The organism is Ignavibacteria bacterium, from assembly GCA_017302895.1.
Classification (GTDB): domain Bacteria; phylum Bacteroidota; class Ignavibacteria; order Ignavibacteriales; family Ignavibacteriaceae; genus UTCHB3.
Genome location: JAFLBV010000003.1, coordinates 339,636 through 360,637 on the forward strand (window position 1 = coordinate 339,636; position 21,002 = coordinate 360,637).

The window sequence follows — 21,002 nt, forward strand, 5'->3', positions numbered from 1 at the left end:
TGCTCTGTGGTTGGAAAAAGCTTTAAGAAAGAACAAATTGATTGATATAAAAGTAAAAAAGACCGAACGGGCCATATTAGTCGGTGTCCGGGTCGGTCAGACACCCCGTGAGACAGTTCAGGAGCATATTGATGAACTTGAAGAGCTTCTTGCTACCGCAGGTGGTGAAACGATAATCAAGATAACTCAGGAGAGACAACGGCTTGATGTGGCATACTATGTCGGCAAGGGGAAAGCTTATGAGATCCTTGAGTTGATCGAGCCAAACGAGATTGATTTGATTGTTTTCGATGACGATCTCTCCACCGTTCAGGTAAGAAATCTCAGTAATCTGTTCAATAAAAAAGTAGTGGACAGAAGCGGGCTCATCCTTGATATCTTCGCTTCGAGAGCCCGCACAAAGGAAGCCAAAACACAGGTGGAGCTTGCACAGTTGAAGTATATGCTCCCCCGGTTGACACGGGCGTGGACTCACCTTTCGAAGCAGTATGGTGGAATTGGTACCAAGGGACCGGGCGAAACGCAAATCGAGACTGACCGCCGTATAATTCGTGACAGAATTGCGATGCTGACCGACAAGTTGAAAGAGATTGAGTCCAATCGTGAGACTCAAACCAAAAACCGGAAGGAAATGGTAAAAGTTTCTCTTGTTGGTTACACAAATGCGGGGAAATCGACCATTTTTAACCTGCTTACAGAATCCGATGTATTTGCGGAAGACAAACTTTTTGCGACTCTCGACTCAACTACGAGAGTTTTTCAGGTGGATAAAACGCATACCACACTTTTGAGTGATACAGTTGGATTCATCAGAAAACTGCCTGCGCATCTCGTTGCATCGTTTAAGAGTACACTTAATGAAGTGCGGGATGCAGATATTTTGCTGCACATCATTGATATTACACATCCGTTTTACGAAGATCACATAAGTGTGGTGAATCAGACACTAAAGGACCTGCACTTCGAAGACAAGGTACTTATTCATGTCTTCAACAAGGTGGATGTTCTTGAAGATCGCGATCGCATCGAATATGTGAACCGGAAGTATGAGAACACCGTAATTGTTTCAGCCAAGCGGGGATTTCAGATTGAGGAATTAAAATCGATGGTAACAAATATCATCGAGGAAAAATTCGGGGATGAGGTGATCGAACTCGATTATTCTCAGTCGGGGCTGGTCTCTTCGATACATAATCTTGCTAAAGTTAACGACCTGAAGTATGAAGATGATAGAATTGTCGTAAGGTACCGGGCGGACAAAGTTAATTCGGAGAAAATAAAGAGGCTTTTGGGGTAAGGAGATAGCGCGACATATTATTTAAAACAAAAAAAAGCTGCCCCCGTTACCGAGAGCAGCTTTTTTATTATAAGGGGAGCAACCGTTATTTGAACCGGTCGAAGTAGTTGAAATAACGCTTTCCGTCATAGACTTTCATGACGGGATAGATCATTTCGTTGTTCTCGTAATAAGGTGATTTCTTGTAGAAGAACTCGAGTCTGGCTTGCGGGTCATTTCTGAATTCTTCGTCTTCTTCGAGGTTGAAGTAGAAATCTTCTCTAAGACGGGGGTCTTCTTCCATCATTTTAGCTGCGATTGGCTCAAAAACGAAGTCTTCGATATATTCCTTGGTCTCGAAGAGAGCATTGAAATAGCCCCAGCTTGCTATGGAATCGGGAGCGAGTGGCTCCAGAAGGTTCAGAATCACTCTAAGAGTTCTCTGGTTAACGGGGATGAAGAAAGTTCCGGGGGGAACAGTTACAGTCTCGATAAACGGAGTAACATCAAACGAGGCTCTGAATTTGCCTTCATAGACACTGTCAGCAAATTTCACATTTGAGAATTTGTATTTCTCGACTTCGAGTTCAAGACCTTTATCGAGGTGCTTGAAGATAATTCCATGAAGCTTCAGGATTCTTGGCAGCCACTTATGTTCTGCAGGAATCAGATATGCATCAGGGACCTTAACGGTTTTTGCAATCTCCATTTTGTTGAAGTGTTGAATTTCAATTTCAACCTTTTCATCAGTATATGTGATTATCTCGCCGCCTGTGATTTCACTTTCACGAACTTCGGTTTTATAACCTTTAAATGTAAATGGTTCTGATTCCTCATTCCCGGCGAGAAGAATAGGATATCTTTTCTTCTCAATGAAGAATTTCTGAATGGTTCTTCTGTCAGCGAAACGGCTCAGATCTTTTAATTCTTTATGGTTGTTGTTGATAAACTCGAGGGACTCAAGGATCATCGTTTTGGTTGCGAAAACTCTCTCTTTGTATGGTTTGAGGGAGTGAGACTCGACCAGGAGTGCAAGTCTGTTTTGAAGTGCAGCATATCCGGTTGAGTATCTTGGTTCGTATGACCAGGTTTTGATGCCGTCTTCTATATTGTCAGTTACTGTTTCAATGTATGGTGCAGTGAGGTAACCTTCTCTTTCGACAGCATCGATAACATTGGGAAGGAACACTTCATTTCCCCAGATCGAGAGTCGTCTTTCGAGGTTTTGATGTTTTTCCAGTCCGTAGGTCAGGTGATACTGATAGTCCATACCGTTGGTAACATGTGTATCTATCAGGAGATCCGGAGCCCAGGCAGCGTATAATCTGAGGAATGATTTTATTTCGGCACTGTCGGCTTTCATAAAGTCGCGGTTCAGGTTGAGGTTCAGGGCATTGGTTCTCCAACCTTGTGTCATTGGTCCGTTCTGGTTAGGTCTGTTGAATGGGCTCATTCTTTCGTGACCATCGACATTAAGCACGGGAACGACGAGGAGAGTGATATTCTCGAGGAGGTACTCTTTCTCCTGTGTGATGAGGATATCCCTAAGGAGCATCATTGAGGCATCCTTGCCGTCAATTTCACCCGGGTGGAGACCGTTGTTAATGAGCACAATTGATTTCGGGCTCTTACGGGTTCTCTTTGGTGTAAACTCTTTGGTTTCAGAAACAACCAGACAGATAATGTTTCTGTTCTGGTGAGAAACGCCAAAATTCAGAATTTTAGCGTAGGGGGATTTATCCGCCAACATGCGGAAATATTCAACCGTCTCGGCGTAGGACGGGGTGGCTGTATAGTCGCTTTTTTCGAAGCGTGTCAGCCATTGTTCGCCAATGTTTTCATTATTATGGTAAGGCATTCCACTTTTCTTTATTTTTAAAGAACGATGTAAAAATATTATGGATTAAGTTTTCTAAATTAGAAATATAAATTTTTTTAAACAAGAGAAAAAAGAACTATTTAAGTTTTAATTTCATCGATAAAATCCCCGAAACTGATGCACGACAAAAAAATTGCGATTTTAGGAGCCGGAATTTCCGGATTAACAACAGCCTGGTACCTGAAAAAAAAGGGATATGATGTAACAATTTACGAAAAAACCGACAGACCCGGCGGGCAAATCGAGACAGAGCTAAAAGGTGATTATCTGCTTGACAAGGGAACCATCGCCGGGATCGAGACAAACAGCCTGATACCTGAACTTGTGAAGGAACTGAAACTGGAGGATTCCTTTTTTTATGCAGGCGAAAAAGGGAACCTGAAGCAGGCATATATCGGCGGGGAGTTGTATGACCTCTCGATGAACCCGAACAATCTGCTAAAATTCCCCCTTTTTAGTTTCAAAACCAAATTGAAGTTCTTTCTGGAGCCGTTTATTCCCCGGTCGAAAAGGGGCGCCGGACTTGCGGTTGCTCCCTTTATCAGAAGGCGGCTTGGCGAGGAGTTCCTGAAATTCGTAATAGAGCCTTTTTCTTCCGAAGTGTATGCCGGTGATCCTGAGAGATTGAGCATTGAAGCTGCATATCCGAAACTCTTCGATCTTGAACAGAAATATGGCAGCATAATAAAAGGATTCAAGAAAGCACCATTTCAAAAAGATGAAAAAGAAGAATTCGCAGGAAGTGGCAAACTTTTCGGATTCGAAAAAGGAATGGGGCAGCTTACTGATGCCCTGGCGAAATCACTTGGTATCAGAATTAACTACCTGCATGATATACTAAAAATTGAGAAGTCTGAAGATTCCTTTAATCTGGTGATCAACAAAAAAGGGGATATAAGGAACCAGAAGTTTGATGTTGTAGTGACGGCACTTCCGGCTTTTGTGGTCTCGGATGCGGTAAAAGAGATGTCGGAAAAACTCGCCGGAATTCTCGACAAGGTTGAATATGTCCCCCTGACTCAGGTTTATATGGCATTTTTGAAACAAGACCTCGAGATGACCACAAAAGGTTACACGGTTCTGATTCCGGCAACCGAGAAGAAAGATGTTTTGAATATTGCGCTTGTTTCCGATCTTCTCCCCGGAAGGTGTCCCGAGGAGAGACGACTTTTTTCAGTGATGATGGGAGGGAGCCGCGGGAAGGATATAGCAAATCTTGACCCTCTGGAGGTGAAGAAAAAGGCAATCGCAATGGTGTCGGAAATTTTCAAGGCGAAAGACAAACCGGTCTTTATTTCGGTAAAAAGCTGGAAAAAGGCTGTCCCGCAGTATAATACAGACCATTTGAGTCTGATAGAGAGCATTACGGAGTTCGAAAACGGGCACAGGGGGCTGTTTATTTCAGGCAATTTTACAGGTGGTGTATCCATTGGTGATTCAATCCTCCATTCTTACAGAACAGCAGAGCGGGTTTCCCGCATATTGCAATAAACTTAAAATTCAACGGATTAAAATATGCGAATAGCTTTTGTCTCACCTGAAGTTTTTCCTTACGCAAAAGTTGGCGGACTTGGTGATGTATCTGGTGCACTTCCGAAAGCACTTCAAAAACTTGGTCACTCTGTTAAAGTTTTCCTTCCCCGTTACTCGGCGATAAATTTCGACGGAATCGATCTCGAATATACCGAGCAGGTTGGCGAAATGCCAATAAGAGTTGCCGGCAAAGTATATAATACGAGGCTTTTCAAAACGATTATGGAGGGGTCCCGTGTGGAAGTCTATTTTGTCGACTGCCCCTGGTATTACGACAGAAAAAACCACGAGGGGAAGCCGGTAATCTATACAGATCATCCTGATGAAGACGAGAGATTCATTCATTTTACAAAATCTGTTATTGAAGCATTGCAGAGGATGCAATGGGCGCCTGATGTCATAAATGTAAACGACTGGCCCACAGCACTTTTGCCCCTTCTAATGAAAGACAATTACAGTTGGGATCGGTTTTATGACCGTGTTGCGACGGTTATTTCAATCCATAATATTGGCTATCAGGGGCGCTTCCCCAAAGAAACGATGCACAAAGCCGAGATCAGGAAAGACCTTTTCTTCGACAACAGTCCGATCGAGGTCTGGGGCTCCATCTGTTTCCTGAAAGCGGGTCTGATGTATGCCGATGCTATAAATACAGTAAGCCCCACTTACGCGATGGAAATCACCACTTCAGAATACGGCGAGGGTCTGGAAGGAGTTCTTCACTACAGAATCAATGATTTCTGGGGAATCCTCAACGGTGTTGATTACAGCGTCTGGAATCCGGAAAAAGATGAGATGATTCCGTATGAGTTTACAAAAGACGATCTATCAGGTAAATATGAGAACAAAAAGTATTTGCTCTCGAAACTCGGGCAGGAATATCACCCCAATGTCCCATTGATTGGAATTATCTCCCGTCTTGTCAGTCAGAAAGGATTTGATCTGATTGCCGACTCAATTAATGAGCTGATGTCATTCAACGCCCAGTGGGTGGTACTGGGAAATGGGGAGTACCGCTACGAGGAGCTTTTCAGGTATCTGGCAAACACATATCCGCACAAATTCTCATTTCTGAACGCAAAAGACGAGAGAGCGGCACATCTAATAGAAGCTGCGAGTGATATTTTCTTGATGCCTTCCAAGTATGAACCCTGTGGATTGAACCAGATTTACAGTCTGAAATACGGAACGGTTCCCATCGTGAGAAGAACGGGAGGACTTGCAGACACCGTCTTTGACTGGGATGAAAGCAGACATCACGGTTCATTTGCCGGCAACGGATTCAGTTTCTATGACTACACCGGTCAGGCTCTCGTCTCTAGTGTGGAAAGAGCGTTGAAGTGTTACCACCAAAAATCTATCTGGAATCAGATTGTCCACAACGGCATGATCAGCAATTATTCATGGAAACAGTCAGCCCGCCAGTATGAAAAGATGTATGAGCACGCGATTCAGAAAAGAAGAAGTTAGTTATGAGTTTTGAGTTATTAGGTATGAGTTTTTAGCTGTCTGACATTGTCGCAGATTCAAGGATTTGTCGGCAGGACAATCGAGACGATTGTCACTCCTCTTCAGATTTATATACATCCCTCAGGAATTCAACTTTCTCCAACCGGGAATTAATTCCCGGCCTAATGATTTTCAAACCTCAAACCATCATCCTTCAAACATAAAAAAAAGGCTGCCCGATTTGAGCAGCCTTTTTAATTTTTTTGACATCAAGTTTTCAGAGTATCAGCTCATAGATCATAGTTCATAGCTAATACCTAAAACCTAATACCTAATAATTATTTCGTTCTTACGAACTCAATTCTTCTGTTTTTCTGTCTGTTGGCATCGGAATCGTTTGGAACGAGTGGTTTGTCAGGACCGAAGCCTCTTGCAGTCATTCTCTTGGCATCAACGCCTTTGGAGATAAGCCAGTTCATTACTGACTCTGCTCTGTCCTGAGAAAGTTTCTGGTTGAAAGGTTTCGAACCAACATTATCAGTGTGTCCCTGGATTTCAACAGAAATGTCCTGGTAAGCAGTCAAAGTTTTGAGAGCTTTATTAAGGGTTGTTTCTGATGCAGGTGAAATCTTGGCACTTCCGGTTTCAAAAACGATACCTTCAAGAACCATAGGAACATTCATTTTGATGATATCATCGCTTGCATCGAGAGGATCTGTTCCTCTGTCAACTTCAACTTTATCATTAACTGTTCCACCATCGGTGTCAGCCTTTAATGGATTGGTTTTGTAGGTCATCAACTCGTCGAAGTCGTTGAGTCCGTCACCATCGGTATCCATTTTAAGAGGATCTGTTTTGAACTGGCTGATTTCTTTGCCGTCTTCAAGTTTGTCACCATCTGTGTCAGCTTTAAGAGGATTGGTTTTGTACTGGTTGAGCTCTTCAGCGTCATTAAGACCATCACCGTCGGTGTCAGCTTTAAGTGGGTTGGTTTTGTGTGTCATTACCTCATCATAATCTGAGAGGGTATCGCCATCGGTATCAACTTTAAGCGGATTGGTGTTGTGTTTGGTAACTTCGTCGAAGTCATTCAGTTTGTCACCATCGGTATCAGCTTTTAATGGATCAGTTTTGTGTTTAAGAACTTCTTCACCATCTTTTAATCCGTCACCATCGGTGTCAGCTTTAAGCGGATTGGTGTTGTATTTAAGAACTTCTTCACCGTCTTTTAATCCGTCACCGTCAGTATCAGCTACGAGCGGATTGGTTTTATATTTAAGAACTTCGTCGCCGTCATTAAGTCCGTCACCATCGGTGTCAGCTTTCATTGGATCGGTTTTGTAGATGTAAATTTCATCTTTGTCGAGGAGTCCGTCACCGTCGGAATCTTTATTGATGTTAGTTCCGCCGAAGATCAGGTGGAGACCGCCATTGAAGTAAACATCCTTCGGGCTGCCATCGATATAGTGGTTCAAATCATCGGAGAGTGTGTAGTTAAAACCGGCAGTTGCACCGATCTGAATATTTTCACTCACAGCATAATCGACACCGAGACCGGCAGGGAAAACACCTGTCCAGCCGGTTTTCTCAACACCCTTTTGCGGGAACTGAATGCTGAATGATCTTGGAACTTTGATGTTGTTGAAGTGAAGAGCGCCTGCACCTACATATGCGTAAGGTGAAAGTCTTTCAAATCCGAACGGGAACCAAAGAAGTCTAAGGTCTATCGGAATAACATCAGCTTCATAGTCAGTGGAAACGAAATCCTTACCGGCATATTTAAGATATCCGGCACCGAATTCCACTCGCCATGTGTCGTTAAAACCATATCTAAAGAAGCCTCTGAAGCCTCCGTTGATCGATTTTTCAGTGAATTCATTCTGTGGCAAGATGGCATTGCCTTCAATACCAAAATGTACTTTTGTACTTAAGCTCTGCGCCTGAGCTGCTGAGCCGGCAAAAACGATTGCCAACAAGACCAACATGAGTGTTGCTTTCCTCATGGTCTACCTCTGTTTAGTTGTTAAATGATTGAATAATTTTCAAAATCTTTGATAATCGAAACATAAATCTAAAAAAAACAGGGTAATAAACAATCTCTAAATATCACATGGAAGCATTAAATTTCAATTATTAAGCAAATATTAAGTATTAAAACAGACAAGTTATATTGTCTATCTTTCACATTAATTATAAATTAAAGCAATGAGATTTTTTAATTTTTCCAAAATGAATGGTGCCGGCAACGATTTCATCATCGTCGATAACCTTGCAGAGGATCAGCCGGTTCTCTCTTCCGAAGACATCATCACTCTTTGTAACAGAAAAAAAGGGGTGGGTGCCGATGGTTTATTGATCCTGAACCGGGGAGAAGAAACCCCTGTTTCAGTCGATTTTTACAATGCAGACGGAAAAAGAGGATCACTTTGTGGAAATGGTGCCCGGTGTGTAATCCGGTACTGCAGCGGGAAGGGATTGATGGACGGGGTTGACCTCCGTTTCAGATTTGGTGAAAAGGTCTACTCGGGCACGATCGATGACAATGGATTGCCTGTGTTTTTCATGGCACGACCTGCGAAATTAAAAACCGCTTTCAGGATAAAAGCCCGTGGCAGTCTAATAACCTCTCATTATTGTGATACCGGCTCACCTCATGTGATAATAAACATCGAAGATGTACCACTCGACCCCAAAAATCCATTTACAGGTTTTTCGGAACTCGAGGGGTTTCCGGTTTTAGACCTCGGGAGGGAGATAAGGCATCACAACGATTTTGCACCGGGTGGTGTGAATGTAAATTTTGTAAAATACATTGATAAAAATTCGCTTGAGATCAGGACATTCGAACGGGGTGTTGAAGATGAGACGGATGCATGCGGCACCGGTTCAACCGCAGCAGCAATAGTCTTTTTTGCTCTCGGAAAGTGTGAACCGCCCGTGAATCTAAAAACAAAAAGCGGTGATACACTCACAATAAATTTTGAAATTATTGATAACAAATTAGAAAACCTGAGTCTAACGGGTCCCGCCGAAATCAATTTTCACGGTACCGTTGGGCTTAAATAAACAAGGAGAAAAGATGGCAAAAATAGTTTTTTATGTTTCCTATGATATCGATCCAAAGAAGAGGGAAGAGTATCTCGATTCAATAAAAGAGTATAAATCACTGATTTCAGGAGCAGGACTGTTGAAGTACACATTGCTCGAGGAAAAAGGAAAAGCGAATAAATTTCGTGAAATATTCGAATTTGCATCAGAGGAAGCATTCGACGAATTTGATGATGCCGGAGATGAAAGAATAAGCATTTTGAACAGGAAACTGGAATCGTTAAAGATAGCAAAATCGACAAAATCAAGAACTTTAATGGAAGTCGAAATTTAACAGTTTAAGAATTATCTGAAATGAGCAAACTCACACATTCTGTTTACATAGCCCTTTTTTTCATAATCGGGATTACCTCCACTGTACTCCTTTACATAAACGGGAAGGATTATTATTCCAAACCTCAAGAGTTGCGACCCGAGCTTGATTCCACCCTTACCCTGCTTTGGCGGCCCTCCGGAATTGACGAAATTCCGAAGTACAAAAATAAAGTTGGCTATCACAGTGATGCTCATATAGTTCTCGAGCCTAAAGGATATCTGGGTCACGCCCTTGGAATAGCCGGTACTTTGATGATGGTCTTTGGAGTTTCCATTTACATGATTCGAAAAAGAGTCAGGGCATTTTTCCGTTGGGGGCTGTTGAAACACTGGCTTGAGTTTCACATTTTTCTTTGTGTTGTAGGTCCAATCTTTGTGCTGTATCATACCGCATTTAAATTTGGAGGTATCGTCTCAATTTCATTTTGGTCGATGACCGCTGTGGTCCTGTCCGGAGTCGCCGGCAGGTTAATCTATACAAAGATACCCCGTTCAATAAAAGGTAATGAACTGGATTCGATGGAAATCGCCAGATTACAGCGGGAATACAGTCTGAAACTGAGGGATGAGCATCATCTTAGTGATGAGATTATAGATCAGGTGGAAGGATATGGCACAGAAGGTAAAAAGGGGGAACCCGGTACCTGGTCAAGCATAATTACCGTAATGAAAGACTACTTTATAATAAAAAAATCACTAACTTTGTTAAAACAAAGTTTGAAAAATTCAGGCGTTACGGACCCCGGACTTGTGAAACAAATTCTGGCAACTGCAAAAGAGAAGATAGCACTCGACAGGAAGACCAGAGTTCTCAGATCAATGCACCGGCTTTTTAGATACTGGCATATTTTCCATTTGCCCTTTGCAATAGCAATGTTTGTAATCATGTTAATCCATGTTGGTGTCACTATATATTACGGTGCCACCTGGATATTTTAGGAGAATGGTATGAAATTTAACAAGATGTATGTTTATATTTTACTGTTGGTTTTTGCGGTGGCAGGAGTCGTTATTTTTTCGTCACTGTCGGGCAAGAAAGTGAAAGAAGCACCTGCTCTATCGGAAGGAACTCCTGTTCCCGGAGATGATCTCCACAAAGGGATGGGTGATGGAAGTGCAGGCAACCCTGGTGCAGGAAATGTGAAAGACGAGATTAAGCAAAAAATGGCTGATCTCGAAAAAGCTGCCAATGAAAATCCGAATGACACAACGAAGCTTCTTGAGTATGCAGAGTTCATGGGAATGGCGCACAAACCTGACAAAGCCATTGACGGTTACACCAGGTACTTAAAAATAAATCCGAAAAATGTTGAAGTGCTGGTTGCGCTTAGCAGTCTCTACTTCCAAAAGAAGGATTTTACCAACTCCCTTGCTACAATCAACAAGGCGATAGCACTCGATCCAAAAAACACAGAAGCGATTTTTTATCTGGGTTTTGTTGAAAACGGAACGGGTAACAAGGCAAAAGCCAAACAGATCTGGGAAAAACTGATAAAGGATTTCCCCGGAAGTTCGGGCGCCGCTCTGGCTACCGAAGAACTTAAAAAGTAAGTTGAACGAAGTATTTCTGGAAGAAACGGGCGGATACCTTTTCGCCCTTCTTCTCATCTTTTTTGTTACTTTCTTTTACCTCAGGAGTAAAAACAAAACCTCTAAGAAAAATGTTAAAAAGATTGAGGAAGCGAAAAACCTCGGTCTTTATGAACCTGTCTCACTCCACCCTTTTGTAAATTCCAACATCTGTATCGGAAGTGGTGCCTGCATCGAAGCATGTCCCGAGAAGGATATTCTTTGCATAGTAAACGGACAGGCCACAACTGTAAATGCCTCAAGATGTGTGGGTCATGGTGCATGTTTTCATGCATGTCCTGTTCAGGCAATTGCCCTCTACATAGGTACTGAAAAAAGAGGGGTTGATCTTCCCCATGTAAGTCAGGAATTTGAAACCAATGTACCGATGCTGTTTATTGCAGGCGAACTTGGTGGGATGGGGCTGATAAGAAATGCAGTTGAACAGGGGAAACAGGCGGTTTCCTATCTTGGTAAGAAGATTAAAAAAGATCATAAAGCAGAATTTGATGTAATTGTAGTTGGATCCGGTCCTGCCGGCATTTCCGCAACACTCAAAAGTGCGGAACTGGGGTTAAAATATAAAACCCTCGAACAGGATACGGTTGGCGGCACGGTTTACAGTTTTCCCAGAGCTAAAATAGTGATGACATCTCCGATGGACCTCCCTTTGAAGGGAAAAGTAAAGCTGACCGAGACAAACAAAGACCAGTTGATCACCCTTTGGCACGATGTGATTGAAAAAAATAATATCAAAATAGATGAAAACGAGAAGGTGGAATCGATCTCGAAAGAGGGAGAAATATTTAAAGTGACAACCGTCAAGGGCGAGTATACTTCTTTTTCCGTAATTTTGGCTATTGGAAGAAGGGGTTCTCCCAGAAAACTCGGGGTTGCAGGTGAAAACAAGGAGAAGGTTTTCTACAGACTTCTTGAACCCGAGCATATTGAGAACAAAAAAATACTTGTTGTAGGTGGAGGCGACTCAGCCATTGAGTCAGCAATACTCCTCGCCCAAGGCACAAACAAAGTCAGCTTGTCATACCGGTCTGATTCTTTTTCGAGGATCAAACCAAAAAATCTTGATAACATAAATACATACACTGGCAACGGAAAGATTACCATGCTTTTCAGTACCAATGTGGTAGAAATCAAAGACGACTCTGTGGTTCTAAACCGTGGAGGCAATCCGGAAGATCTTTTTGAAATAGAGAACGATCTTGTTTACATATTTGCCGGAGGTGAACTTCCGACGAAATTCCTGGAAAAAGCCGGAGTAAAGATAACCAAGAAATTTGGCGAAGCTATTTTAAGTCACGATTAAGCGATCTATGTGAAAGGGACTGACTTGTCCCGTTATTGTATTTTACTATTTCTGATCGTATCCACGGGGTACGCACAGTTTTCTCCCGGTGATCTCACCACAGCCCATTCAAATCTTGAAGGGATGAGCAATTGTAACAATTGCCATACTTCAGGCGATGAGGTAACCAATACCAAGTGTCTTACCTGTCACACCGAAATTTCCGCACTCGGAAATGCAGGCAGGGGTTTGCACGCCCGTGAAGCCAGAGGGAAGATGTGTTATGCATGCCACAGTGAACACCACGGCAGAGGCTACAAAATAATCAACTTCGTTCAAAACGGTTTCGACCATTCCCGTGCAGGTTATGAATTGCAGGGAAAACACAAGCAACTCTCCTGCGCCGGTTGCCATCAGGCAAAATTTATAAAAGGAAAAGCTGCAAAAAGAGCGGGAAGAACCTTTCTCGGTCTCGAACAAAACTGCCTCGGCTGTCACACAGATTATCATCAAGGTACCCTTGGGAACAGTTGTACAGGTTGCCACTCACAATATGCTTTTAAACCCGCCTCAGGATTCAACCATGCGTCCGCACAATTCAAACTGACGGGAGCCCACACAAGAGTCGATTGCTACAGATGCCACACCAGCACCGTCAGGAACGGCAAGGAGTTCAAGGTATTCAAAGGAATTCAATTCGCATCGTGCACAAACTGTCACAAAGATGTTCATGATGGAAAATTCGGTAACAGCTGTACCGATTGCCACTCGACCGATAATTTCAGAAATATAAAACTAAATGGATTTGACCATGACAAAACCGGCTACAAACTTCTCGGGCAACACCGGGTTGTAAAGTGTGGTGGTTGTCACGGTACCGACCTTAATTCCAAACCTGCCCACGATAACTGCACCAGTTGCCACAAGGATTATCACAAGGGTGAGTTCGCTGTAGATGGAAAACCGAAAGACTGCACAAACTGCCACACAGTGGATGGTTTCGCACCGTCACTCTACACTTTTTCACAGCATCAGGAGACCAGATTTCCACTTCTCGGCTCTCACAGGGCACAATCGTGTCAGAGCTGCCACTACACAAACAAAGAGTGGAAGTTCAAAAAAGAGAGTATTGAATGTGCGAGCTGTCACCAGAACATCCACGGGCAGGAAATCTCCAATAAATTTATGGGACAGAATCAGTGTGCAAACTGTCACAATGTGGATAGCTGGATGAAATATAAATTCGAGCACGAAAAAACAGATTTTCAGTTGACCGGGAAGCACAGCAACAGAAAATGTTACGACTGTCATAAAAAAGATGAGACTGTCACACCTCCTGTGCGAAAGTTCGCTTCACTTGAAACCAACTGTGAAAGCTGTCATAAAGAGGTGCACAACTACCAGTTCAAAGAGACAGGAAAGAACGATTGTCTCAAGTGTCATACCACTGCAAACTGGCTTCCTGAGAAATTTGATCACGAGAAGACCAAATTTTCACTTTCGGGAGCACATTCATTGCTGGATTGCCAAAAATGCCATAAAGAAACGACCCGCGACGGGGTCAGGTTCATTAAATACAAGATAGAAGATTTCAAATGCGCTGCCTGTCACTCATAATACTGGCGATGGTTTTTGCCACCGGTCTCAATGCACAGTCTCCCCACGGTGATCTGAAGGGGAAGGATTGCAGTAACTGCCACAACCCTCAGAACTGGAAGATCGATGTAAAAAAACTAGATTTTGATCACTCTAAGACGAAGTTCCCGCTTCAGGGGCAGCATTCATCAGTCGATTGCAAAGCATGCCACACAACTTTAAAATTTGAGGGGACTCCCCAAAACTGCGTAAGCTGTCACACAACTGTTCACGGCAACACCCTCTCGAACGATTGTCAGAGTTGCCACACGCCTGCAAACTGGCTTGTAAAGTCGATACTCCCACTGCACGAGAGGAGCCGTTTTCCACTTTTCGGTAAGCACCAGACAGCTGATTGCGGGATGTGTCACAAAAATTACGAAGTGCGGCAGTTCGAACCAGTTCAGACCGACTGCTACAGTTGTCACTCAAAAGATTATTATGCCACACTGGCACCAAACCATCCGAACGGGAAATTTTCGACTGACTGTACAACATGCCACGACACAAAGGCAACCAACTGGAGAAGCTCCAATGTTAACCACAGTTTCTTCCCTTTGACAGGTGGACATTCACGACCAAGCTGCTACGACTGCCACACGCAGGGTACATTTGCGGGGCTCTCGAAAGAATGTTACAGTTGCCACAAACCGAATTATGAAGCGACCCGGAACCCGAACCATGTGGCGGGCAATTTCTCGAAACAGTGTCAGGTTTGCCACAGCATCAATGCATGGTCACCGGCACAGTTTGACCATAACCAGACCACATTCCCTCTTACAGGCAAGCATACCACGGTTACTTGTGCAAGCTGCCACACCCAGGGATATGCAGGCACTCCAAAAACATGCGTAAGCTGCCATCAGTCAAACTATAATGCGACTCAGAATCCGAATCATACCGCGGCACAATTCCCGAATACCTGCGAAAACTGCCATACCACTGCGGGATGGACTCCGGCTCAGTTTGATCATGATGGCCCCTATTTCCCGATTTATTCAGGAAAACACAAGAACAAATGGAACAGTTGCGGTGACTGCCATACCAATTCCGCGAGTTACAAGCAATTCTCCTGTACCAACTGCCACGAGCACAATCAGGCATCGATGAACAGTGAGCATAACGGAGTTCAGGGTTACAAATGGGAGTCTGCAGCCTGTTATTCATGTCATCCGAGAGGTACATCGGAGGGTGCATTCAACCATCAGACCTCACCATTCCCATTGACCGGTGCCCATACAACCACCGATTGTGCCAGATGCCACACTTCCGGGTATGCGAACACCCCGACTCAGTGTTTCTCCTGTCATGAACAGGGTTTCAATCAGACGACAAAACTGAATCACTCGCTTGCGGGATTTTCACACACCTGCACCGAGTGTCACAACACAACTGCCTGGGCAAACACGACATACAATCACACAACGGCAACGGGATTCCCCCTGCAAAACAAGCATGCCGGGAAAACCTGTATTCAGTGCCATCAGACTACCTACACGGCGACCACAAATGAGTGCTCAACCTGTCACACACCTGACTACCAGGCGGCGACAAATCCGAATCATGTTGCGAAAAATTATCCACAGGTTTGTTCCAACTGTCATACTGATATTGGCTGGGCTCCCGCAAAGTTTGACCATGCAATTGTGAATTTCCCTATCAGCGGGAAGCATACAACAGCCCTTTGTGCAGACTGCCATAAAACCGGCTACGCAAACACACCCAATCAGTGCAAGGGGTGTCACCTTACAGATTACAACACAGCACAAAATCCGAATCACCTTGGTGCCCAGTTCCCGCAGACATGCGAGGATTGCCATACCAGCGTTGGATGGACGCCTTCAACATTCAATCATGACGGTCAGCATTTCCCGATCAATTCGGGCAAACACAAAAACAAATGGAACAACGATTGCACCACCTGTCATAATGTATCGAGCAATTATGCGGCTTTCACCTGTATCAGTTGTCACGAACACAATCAGACTTCCATGAATCAGGATCATCAGGGAGTACAGGGGTATATCTACTCTTCCCCAGAGTGTTTCTCATGTCACCCTGACGGGAGCAAGGTTGGTGCATTTAATCACTCAACTTCGCCTTTTCCTTTGACGGGAAACCATGTCACTCTGAATTGCAGTCAGTGTCATACAACAGGTTACGCAAATACTCCGAACCAGTGTGTTTCGTGTCATCAGTCAGGTTACAACCAGACTACAAAACTGAATCATACCCTTGCGGGATTTTCGCAGACCTGCACCGAGTGTCACAACACTTCAGGTTGGGTCAGCACGACATACAACCACACAACGGCAACGGGATTCCCCCTGCAAAACAAGCATGCCGGAAAAACATGTGTGCAGTGTCATCAGACTACATATACCGCAACCACTAACGAGTGCGCGACTTGTCACACTCCCGACTATCAGGGAGCCACAAATCCGAACCATGTAGCGAAGAATTATCCGCAGGTATGTTCCAACTGCCATACCGATATAGGCTGGGCACCTGCCACATTCGATCATGCGATTGTAAATTTCCCGATTTCGGGAAGACATACCACAGTTCAATGTGCTCAATGCCATACTTCAGGCTACACAAACACACCGAATCAGTGCGTCGGTTGTCATCTTCCAGATTTCCAAACCGCTCAGAATCCCAACCATATCGGGGCACAGTTTCCGCAGACATGCGAAACATGCCATACCAGTGTCGGGTGGGCTCCTGCGAATTACAACCACGACGGGCAGTATTTCCCCATAAATTCAGGGAAACACAAAAACAAGTGGAACAACAACTGTACAACCTGTCATGAAGTGTCAAGCAACTATGCTGTTTTCACTTGCATAAGCTGTCATGAGCATAATCAGACTTCGATGAATCAGGAGCACCAGGGAGTCGCAAACTATTCATGGAATTCGCAGAGATGCTACGACTGCCATCCTGATGGATCAGATATTCTGCCGCAAAAGATTGATCACTCTTCCTATCCCGTCTCAGGGAAACACAAAAGTGTGCTTTGTGAAGATTGCCACTCGGGTCCAAATTCGGAACCGCAGTGCATAACCTGTCATCAAGAGGAAGTGACGATCGCTCACAAGAGTTCACCCGCAAACAGGAAATGCTGGAACTGCCACACTACATTCTCCTTCAAAGCGGGGAATGGTGTGCCGAGAAAATTGGAGAGGATAGACTGATGAGAGTATTATTATTGGTTGTTTCGCTTCTGGTTTTAGCCGGAACTTCTTTCGCCCAAAAGACGGGGGAAGTGAGAGAAGGGAAGGTTACTTATGTTTCGTCACAGAATATTTATGTTGAATTCAAACTGACAGATGGAATTTTTGAGAAGGATACCCTTTGGCTGGTTAAAGACAGCAAGGAAGTGCCCGCAGTTATCGTAAATTTTACCAGCAGCAAGTCGGTTGCCGGAAGTAAAGCGGGTACCCTGAAAATTGAAAAGGATATGGTGCTAAGGGCATATCCTTCTTTTGTGCAGAAGGAGGAGGAAAAGCCCGTTGTTGATACCACAAAGGAAAAATTTGTTTACAACAAGGGAAAGGTGGACAAGGGTGCCGGTCCACTGATTCAGAAGAAAAACTACAGAGGAAGATTCTCGGTACAGTCTTCCACCGATATGAGCAACATGTCGGGAGCTCCGGGATATCAGAGGTGGAGATATGCGTTTTCCTTTAATGCCGACAAAATAAGCGGCAGTCCGTTGTCATTTTCTGCGTACACCACCTTCTCCTACCTCACTTCTGACTGGGGAAGGGAAGGGCACGACCTCGGCAGGAAACTGAAGGTTTACGATTTCAAACTGCAGTATGAACTCGATTCACTCTCATTTCTTAATGCGGGAAGATTTATCTACCGGAAAATCGCTAACATTGGTGCAATAGACGGTTTTCTATATGAGCGGGCATTTGACAAGAAATGGTCGGCGGGTGTTTTTGCGGGAAGCAGACCGAATATCGAGGATTACGGCTACAATTTTAAGCTGTTTCAGTTTGGTGCATACGGTGCTCACACCGATTCTCTCGGTACAGGCGTAATGGAGAATTCATTCGGAGTTGTGAATCAGACAAACGATTTTAAAACCGATCGCCGGTTTATCTATCTGCAGCATGTTTCGAATCCTTCCAATTCCGTTTCATTGTTTGCGTCATCAGAAATCGATTTCTACACAGTTGAAGCAGGTGAGGGGAAAACCAAACCGAGTCTCACCAACTTCTTTGCTTCGGTGAGATATGCTTTCTCAAGAGAGTATAATTTTGTGGTCGCATACGATCGAAGAAAAAATGTAATCTACTACGAGTCGTACAGAACCTTTATCGACTCGGTTTTGATCAATGAGACAATGCAGGGACTTAGAGCTGTGTTCAACACCACCGCAATTAAAAATGTCTCCCTCTCCCTCAGAGTAGGTGTCAGAAACATGGGGAATGACAAACGGGTATCGCAGGATTTCGGGGCAAGTGCATATTTTACCAGTCTCCCTTATGTTGCCGGTTATCTCGGCGCGAATGTCAGTTACTTAAAAAGCAATTATGTCGACGGCTTTAATTATGGAATAACATACTCACGCGATCTTATTGAAGACCTGTTCGGTACATTTGGTTTCCGAAGAATCGACTATAATTTCCCGACGGGAGGTTCAACACTGGCGCAAAACATCCTCTCTCTCGATCTTAACTGGACAATCAGCAAACAGTTTGACCTCTCTCTCAACTATGAAGGAGTCTTCGAAGAATCCAGCACCTACAGCAGAATATTTGTGGACTTTACAACAAGATTTTAATTAGCTATTAGCTGTTTTTGGGGATGGTTCCACGGATATCACGGATTCAACACGGATATCACGGATGGGCAACAAACTCCGGTTTCGGAAAAGGAGCGACAATCGTCTCGATTGTCCTGCCGACAAATGTTAAAAATTTCTTGAATTATTACTTTTTTCTTGAAAAATTTTCTTCATATATTTAATCGAGACTATAAGGAATTTATGATATGGAACCACGAATCAGAAAAAGTGAGTACAAAGAAAAGATCGGTACTGTTCTTTCGAAAGAGATCATCGAGAAAATAAAAACCAAATCGATAAAAGAGAAGCGATCGATGAGCGAAATAATCGAAGAGGCACTGAAAAAATATGTGAATGATTCGAATGACGATTATACGATTCGATTGGAGGCATTTCAAAGGTTCACCTCAAATAAAAACAGACTTTCCAAAGAGGATATCGATGAATTGCTCAATGAGGATTATTTCGACCAATGAACATTTCTGAGATTCCGGACAAAAGCCGTGTCATCATTGATACCAACATTTTGCTGTATGCAATTGAAAATGTTTCGACTGAGTGCGTTGAATTGTTGAGAAGGTGTGCCGTTTCAGAGATTTACGGGATAATCCCCACAAATGTACTGGCAGAATTCATGCATATTCGGATGATGGCTGAAGCGAAAGAGAGTGGGATAAACCCCGGTTCGAATCCTGCCCGAAAATTGTCAGAAAAACCTGAGATCATTCGCAATCTCAAAAGATACCACTCAGAAATAAGGGATTTACTGGAAATTGGATTTAAGGTGGAACCGGTGCTTCTTGAGGATCATACGGCATCATTGCAGGTACAACAAAAATATGGTCTGCTAACGAATGATTCTCTAATTGTCAGTCTGGCAGAAAGGTTAAGAATCAATAAAATTGTTACAGCGGACAAAGCTTTTCATAGAGTAGATGGACTCGAAATTCACTCTCCTTCGGACGTTTAAGCTATGAAGTATGATCTATGAACTATGAGCTGATCTGAATTCATCTCTGGGATGGGCATGAAATAGCACACGGATGAGACGAATTTAACCGATTCCCACGGATGTGGATATTTCCACGGATTTCCACGGATATTCGAAAAACTCTGATTTCGGAAAAGGAGCGACAATCGTCTCGATTGTCCTGCCGACCAATTATACCCTCTAAGCGACATCATTTTTGAACACGATATTCAAGATAAAAAAGGATGGAAAGGATATTACCCCCGTAGTGGGGTTAAATGTTCGTAGAATCTAGACCGATAATCAAACCTTACCCCCGTAGTGGGGTTATATGTTCGTAGAAGAAGGAAGGATACACCATAATTACCCCCTTAGTGGGGTTACATGTTCGTAGAATCTAGACCGATAATCAAAACCTTACCCCCTTAGTGGGGTTACATGTTCGTAGAATCTAGACCGATAATCAAACCTTACCCCCGTAGCGGGGTTACATGTTCGTAGACGACATGTCCGTAGAAAAAAACATTACAATTATTTCCCAAACCTTTCTTAATTTTGTCCCGTTCGAATTTCCCAACAATCACAAAATAATATTATGATAAAGAGAGTAAAATACTACACCCTTCTCAAAAAAGTAGGAGAGGGTGGAATGGGTACCGTTTATAAAGCTGAAGACGACAGAAACGGAAAAATCGTCGCAATAAAAGAACTCGACCCCCAAAAAGCTCAAATTCAGGATTACCGTGCCCGCTTTTCGCGTGAGGAACGGATTCTCACCCGTCTCAACCATCCAAATATCGTATCTCCTGTCGAAGCATTTGCAGAAGATGACACTCTCTATATCGCAATGGAATTTGTTGATGGACAAAGTCTCGACTACAAAATCCGAAAGATAAGCGGACCAATACCCTTCATCCACGTCCGTGACCTTATGATAAAAATGCTTGAAGGTTTTTCTCATGCACATCAGGCGGGGGTAATCCATCGGGACATTAAACCGGCGAACATCCTGATTTCTGACAAAGGCAACCTGAAAATCACCGATTTCGGAATCGCGAAGATAACGACAGGTGAAGACCGAACTACTGCAAACATAAAACTGGGTACGCTCTGTTATATGAGCCCCGAACAGCTTACCACTGCAGATGTTGATGAACGAAGTGA

15 protein-coding genes are annotated in these 21,002 nt (G+C 43.6%); 13 read left to right on the forward strand and 2 right to left on the reverse strand.

Annotated elements, in window-relative coordinates; all coding sequences use genetic code 11:
- Positions 1-37: 37 nt before the first annotated feature.
- Positions 38-1,297 (forward strand): GTPase HflX, encoded by a 1,260-nt coding sequence (hflX, locus tag J0L60_13670; protein ID MBN8547175.1) that lies wholly within the window; start codon positions 38-40, stop codon positions 1,295-1,297.
- An 85-nt stretch (positions 1,298-1,382) separates the two neighbouring features.
- Here the strand turns inward: hflX and J0L60_13675 are convergent, their stop codons facing one another.
- Positions 1,383-3,134, reverse strand: coding sequence for a M14 family metallopeptidase (locus tag J0L60_13675; protein ID MBN8547176.1), 1,752 nt, complete (start codon positions 3,132-3,134; stop codon positions 1,383-1,385).
- A 138-nt stretch (positions 3,135-3,272) separates the two neighbouring features.
- Here J0L60_13675 and hemG point away from each other — a divergent pair, with 138 nt between their 5' ends.
- Entirely contained in the window at positions 3,273-4,646 is a 1,374-nt protein-coding gene (gene hemG, locus J0L60_13680) for a protoporphyrinogen oxidase (GenBank protein MBN8547177.1), read from the forward strand.
- Positions 4,647-4,670: 24 nt separating this feature from the next.
- A complete protein-coding gene (locus J0L60_13685) occupies positions 4,671-6,158 on the forward strand; it encodes a glycogen synthase (GenBank protein MBN8547178.1) in 1,488 nt (495 codons plus the stop codon).
- 317 nt (positions 6,159-6,475) lie between these two features.
- On the opposite strand, the gene J0L60_13690 is transcribed toward J0L60_13685, so the two are convergent.
- Positions 6,476-8,140, reverse strand: coding sequence for an OmpA family protein (locus tag J0L60_13690; GenBank protein MBN8547179.1), 1,665 nt, complete (start codon positions 8,138-8,140; stop codon positions 6,476-6,478).
- Between the two features lie 202 nt (positions 8,141-8,342).
- On the opposite strand from J0L60_13690, the gene J0L60_13695 reads away from it, so the two are divergent.
- The 10 genes from J0L60_13695 to J0L60_13740 all read left to right on the forward strand — a co-directional run bounded on the left by J0L60_13695 (position 8,343) and on the right by J0L60_13740 (position 19,838).
- Positions 8,343-9,203 (forward strand): diaminopimelate epimerase, encoded by an 861-nt coding sequence (locus J0L60_13695; protein MBN8547180.1) that lies wholly within the window; start codon positions 8,343-8,345, stop codon positions 9,201-9,203.
- 13 nt (positions 9,204-9,216) lie between these two features.
- Positions 9,217-9,519 (forward strand): hypothetical protein, encoded by a 303-nt coding sequence (locus tag J0L60_13700; protein ID MBN8547181.1) that lies wholly within the window; start codon positions 9,217-9,219, stop codon positions 9,517-9,519.
- A gap of 20 nt (positions 9,520-9,539) precedes the next feature.
- On the forward strand, positions 9,540-10,499 hold the full coding sequence (locus tag J0L60_13705; protein ID MBN8547182.1) for a hypothetical protein: 960 nt from the start codon (positions 9,540-9,542) through the stop codon (positions 10,497-10,499).
- A 9-nt stretch (positions 10,500-10,508) separates the two neighbouring features.
- Entirely contained in the window at positions 10,509-11,111 is a 603-nt protein-coding gene (locus tag J0L60_13710) for a tetratricopeptide repeat protein (protein ID MBN8547183.1), read from the forward strand.
- 16 nt (positions 11,112-11,127) lie between these two features.
- Positions 11,128-12,453: an NAD(P)-binding domain-containing protein gene (locus J0L60_13715; protein ID MBN8547184.1), complete on the forward strand. Its 1,326-nt coding sequence runs from the start codon at positions 11,128-11,130 to the stop codon at positions 12,451-12,453.
- A 9-nt stretch (positions 12,454-12,462) separates the two neighbouring features.
- Positions 12,463-14,049, forward strand: coding sequence for a cytochrome C (locus J0L60_13720; GenBank protein MBN8547185.1), 1,587 nt, complete (start codon positions 12,463-12,465; stop codon positions 14,047-14,049).
- Complete coding sequence (locus J0L60_13725) at positions 14,028-17,264, forward strand: hypothetical protein (GenBank protein ID MBN8547186.1); 3,237 nt, start codon at positions 14,028-14,030, stop codon at positions 17,262-17,264. The genes J0L60_13720 and J0L60_13725 overlap by 22 nt, the downstream gene beginning before the upstream one ends.
- Positions 17,264-18,865 carry a hypothetical protein gene (locus J0L60_13730; protein ID MBN8547187.1) on the forward strand — a complete coding sequence of 534 codons (1,602 nt, stop codon included), beginning with the start codon at positions 17,264-17,266 and terminating at the stop codon, positions 18,863-18,865. The genes J0L60_13725 and J0L60_13730 overlap by 1 nt, the downstream gene beginning before the upstream one ends.
- A 209-nt stretch (positions 18,866-19,074) precedes the next feature.
- On the forward strand, positions 19,075-19,344 hold the full coding sequence (locus J0L60_13735; GenBank protein MBN8547188.1) for a ribbon-helix-helix protein, CopG family: 270 nt from the start codon (positions 19,075-19,077) through the stop codon (positions 19,342-19,344).
- Positions 19,341-19,838 carry a PIN domain-containing protein gene (locus J0L60_13740; protein ID MBN8547189.1) on the forward strand — a complete coding sequence of 166 codons (498 nt, stop codon included), beginning with the start codon at positions 19,341-19,343 and terminating at the stop codon, positions 19,836-19,838. Before J0L60_13735 ends, J0L60_13740 begins: the two co-directional genes overlap by 4 nt.
- The last annotated feature ends 1,164 nt before the right edge of the window (positions 19,839-21,002 follow it).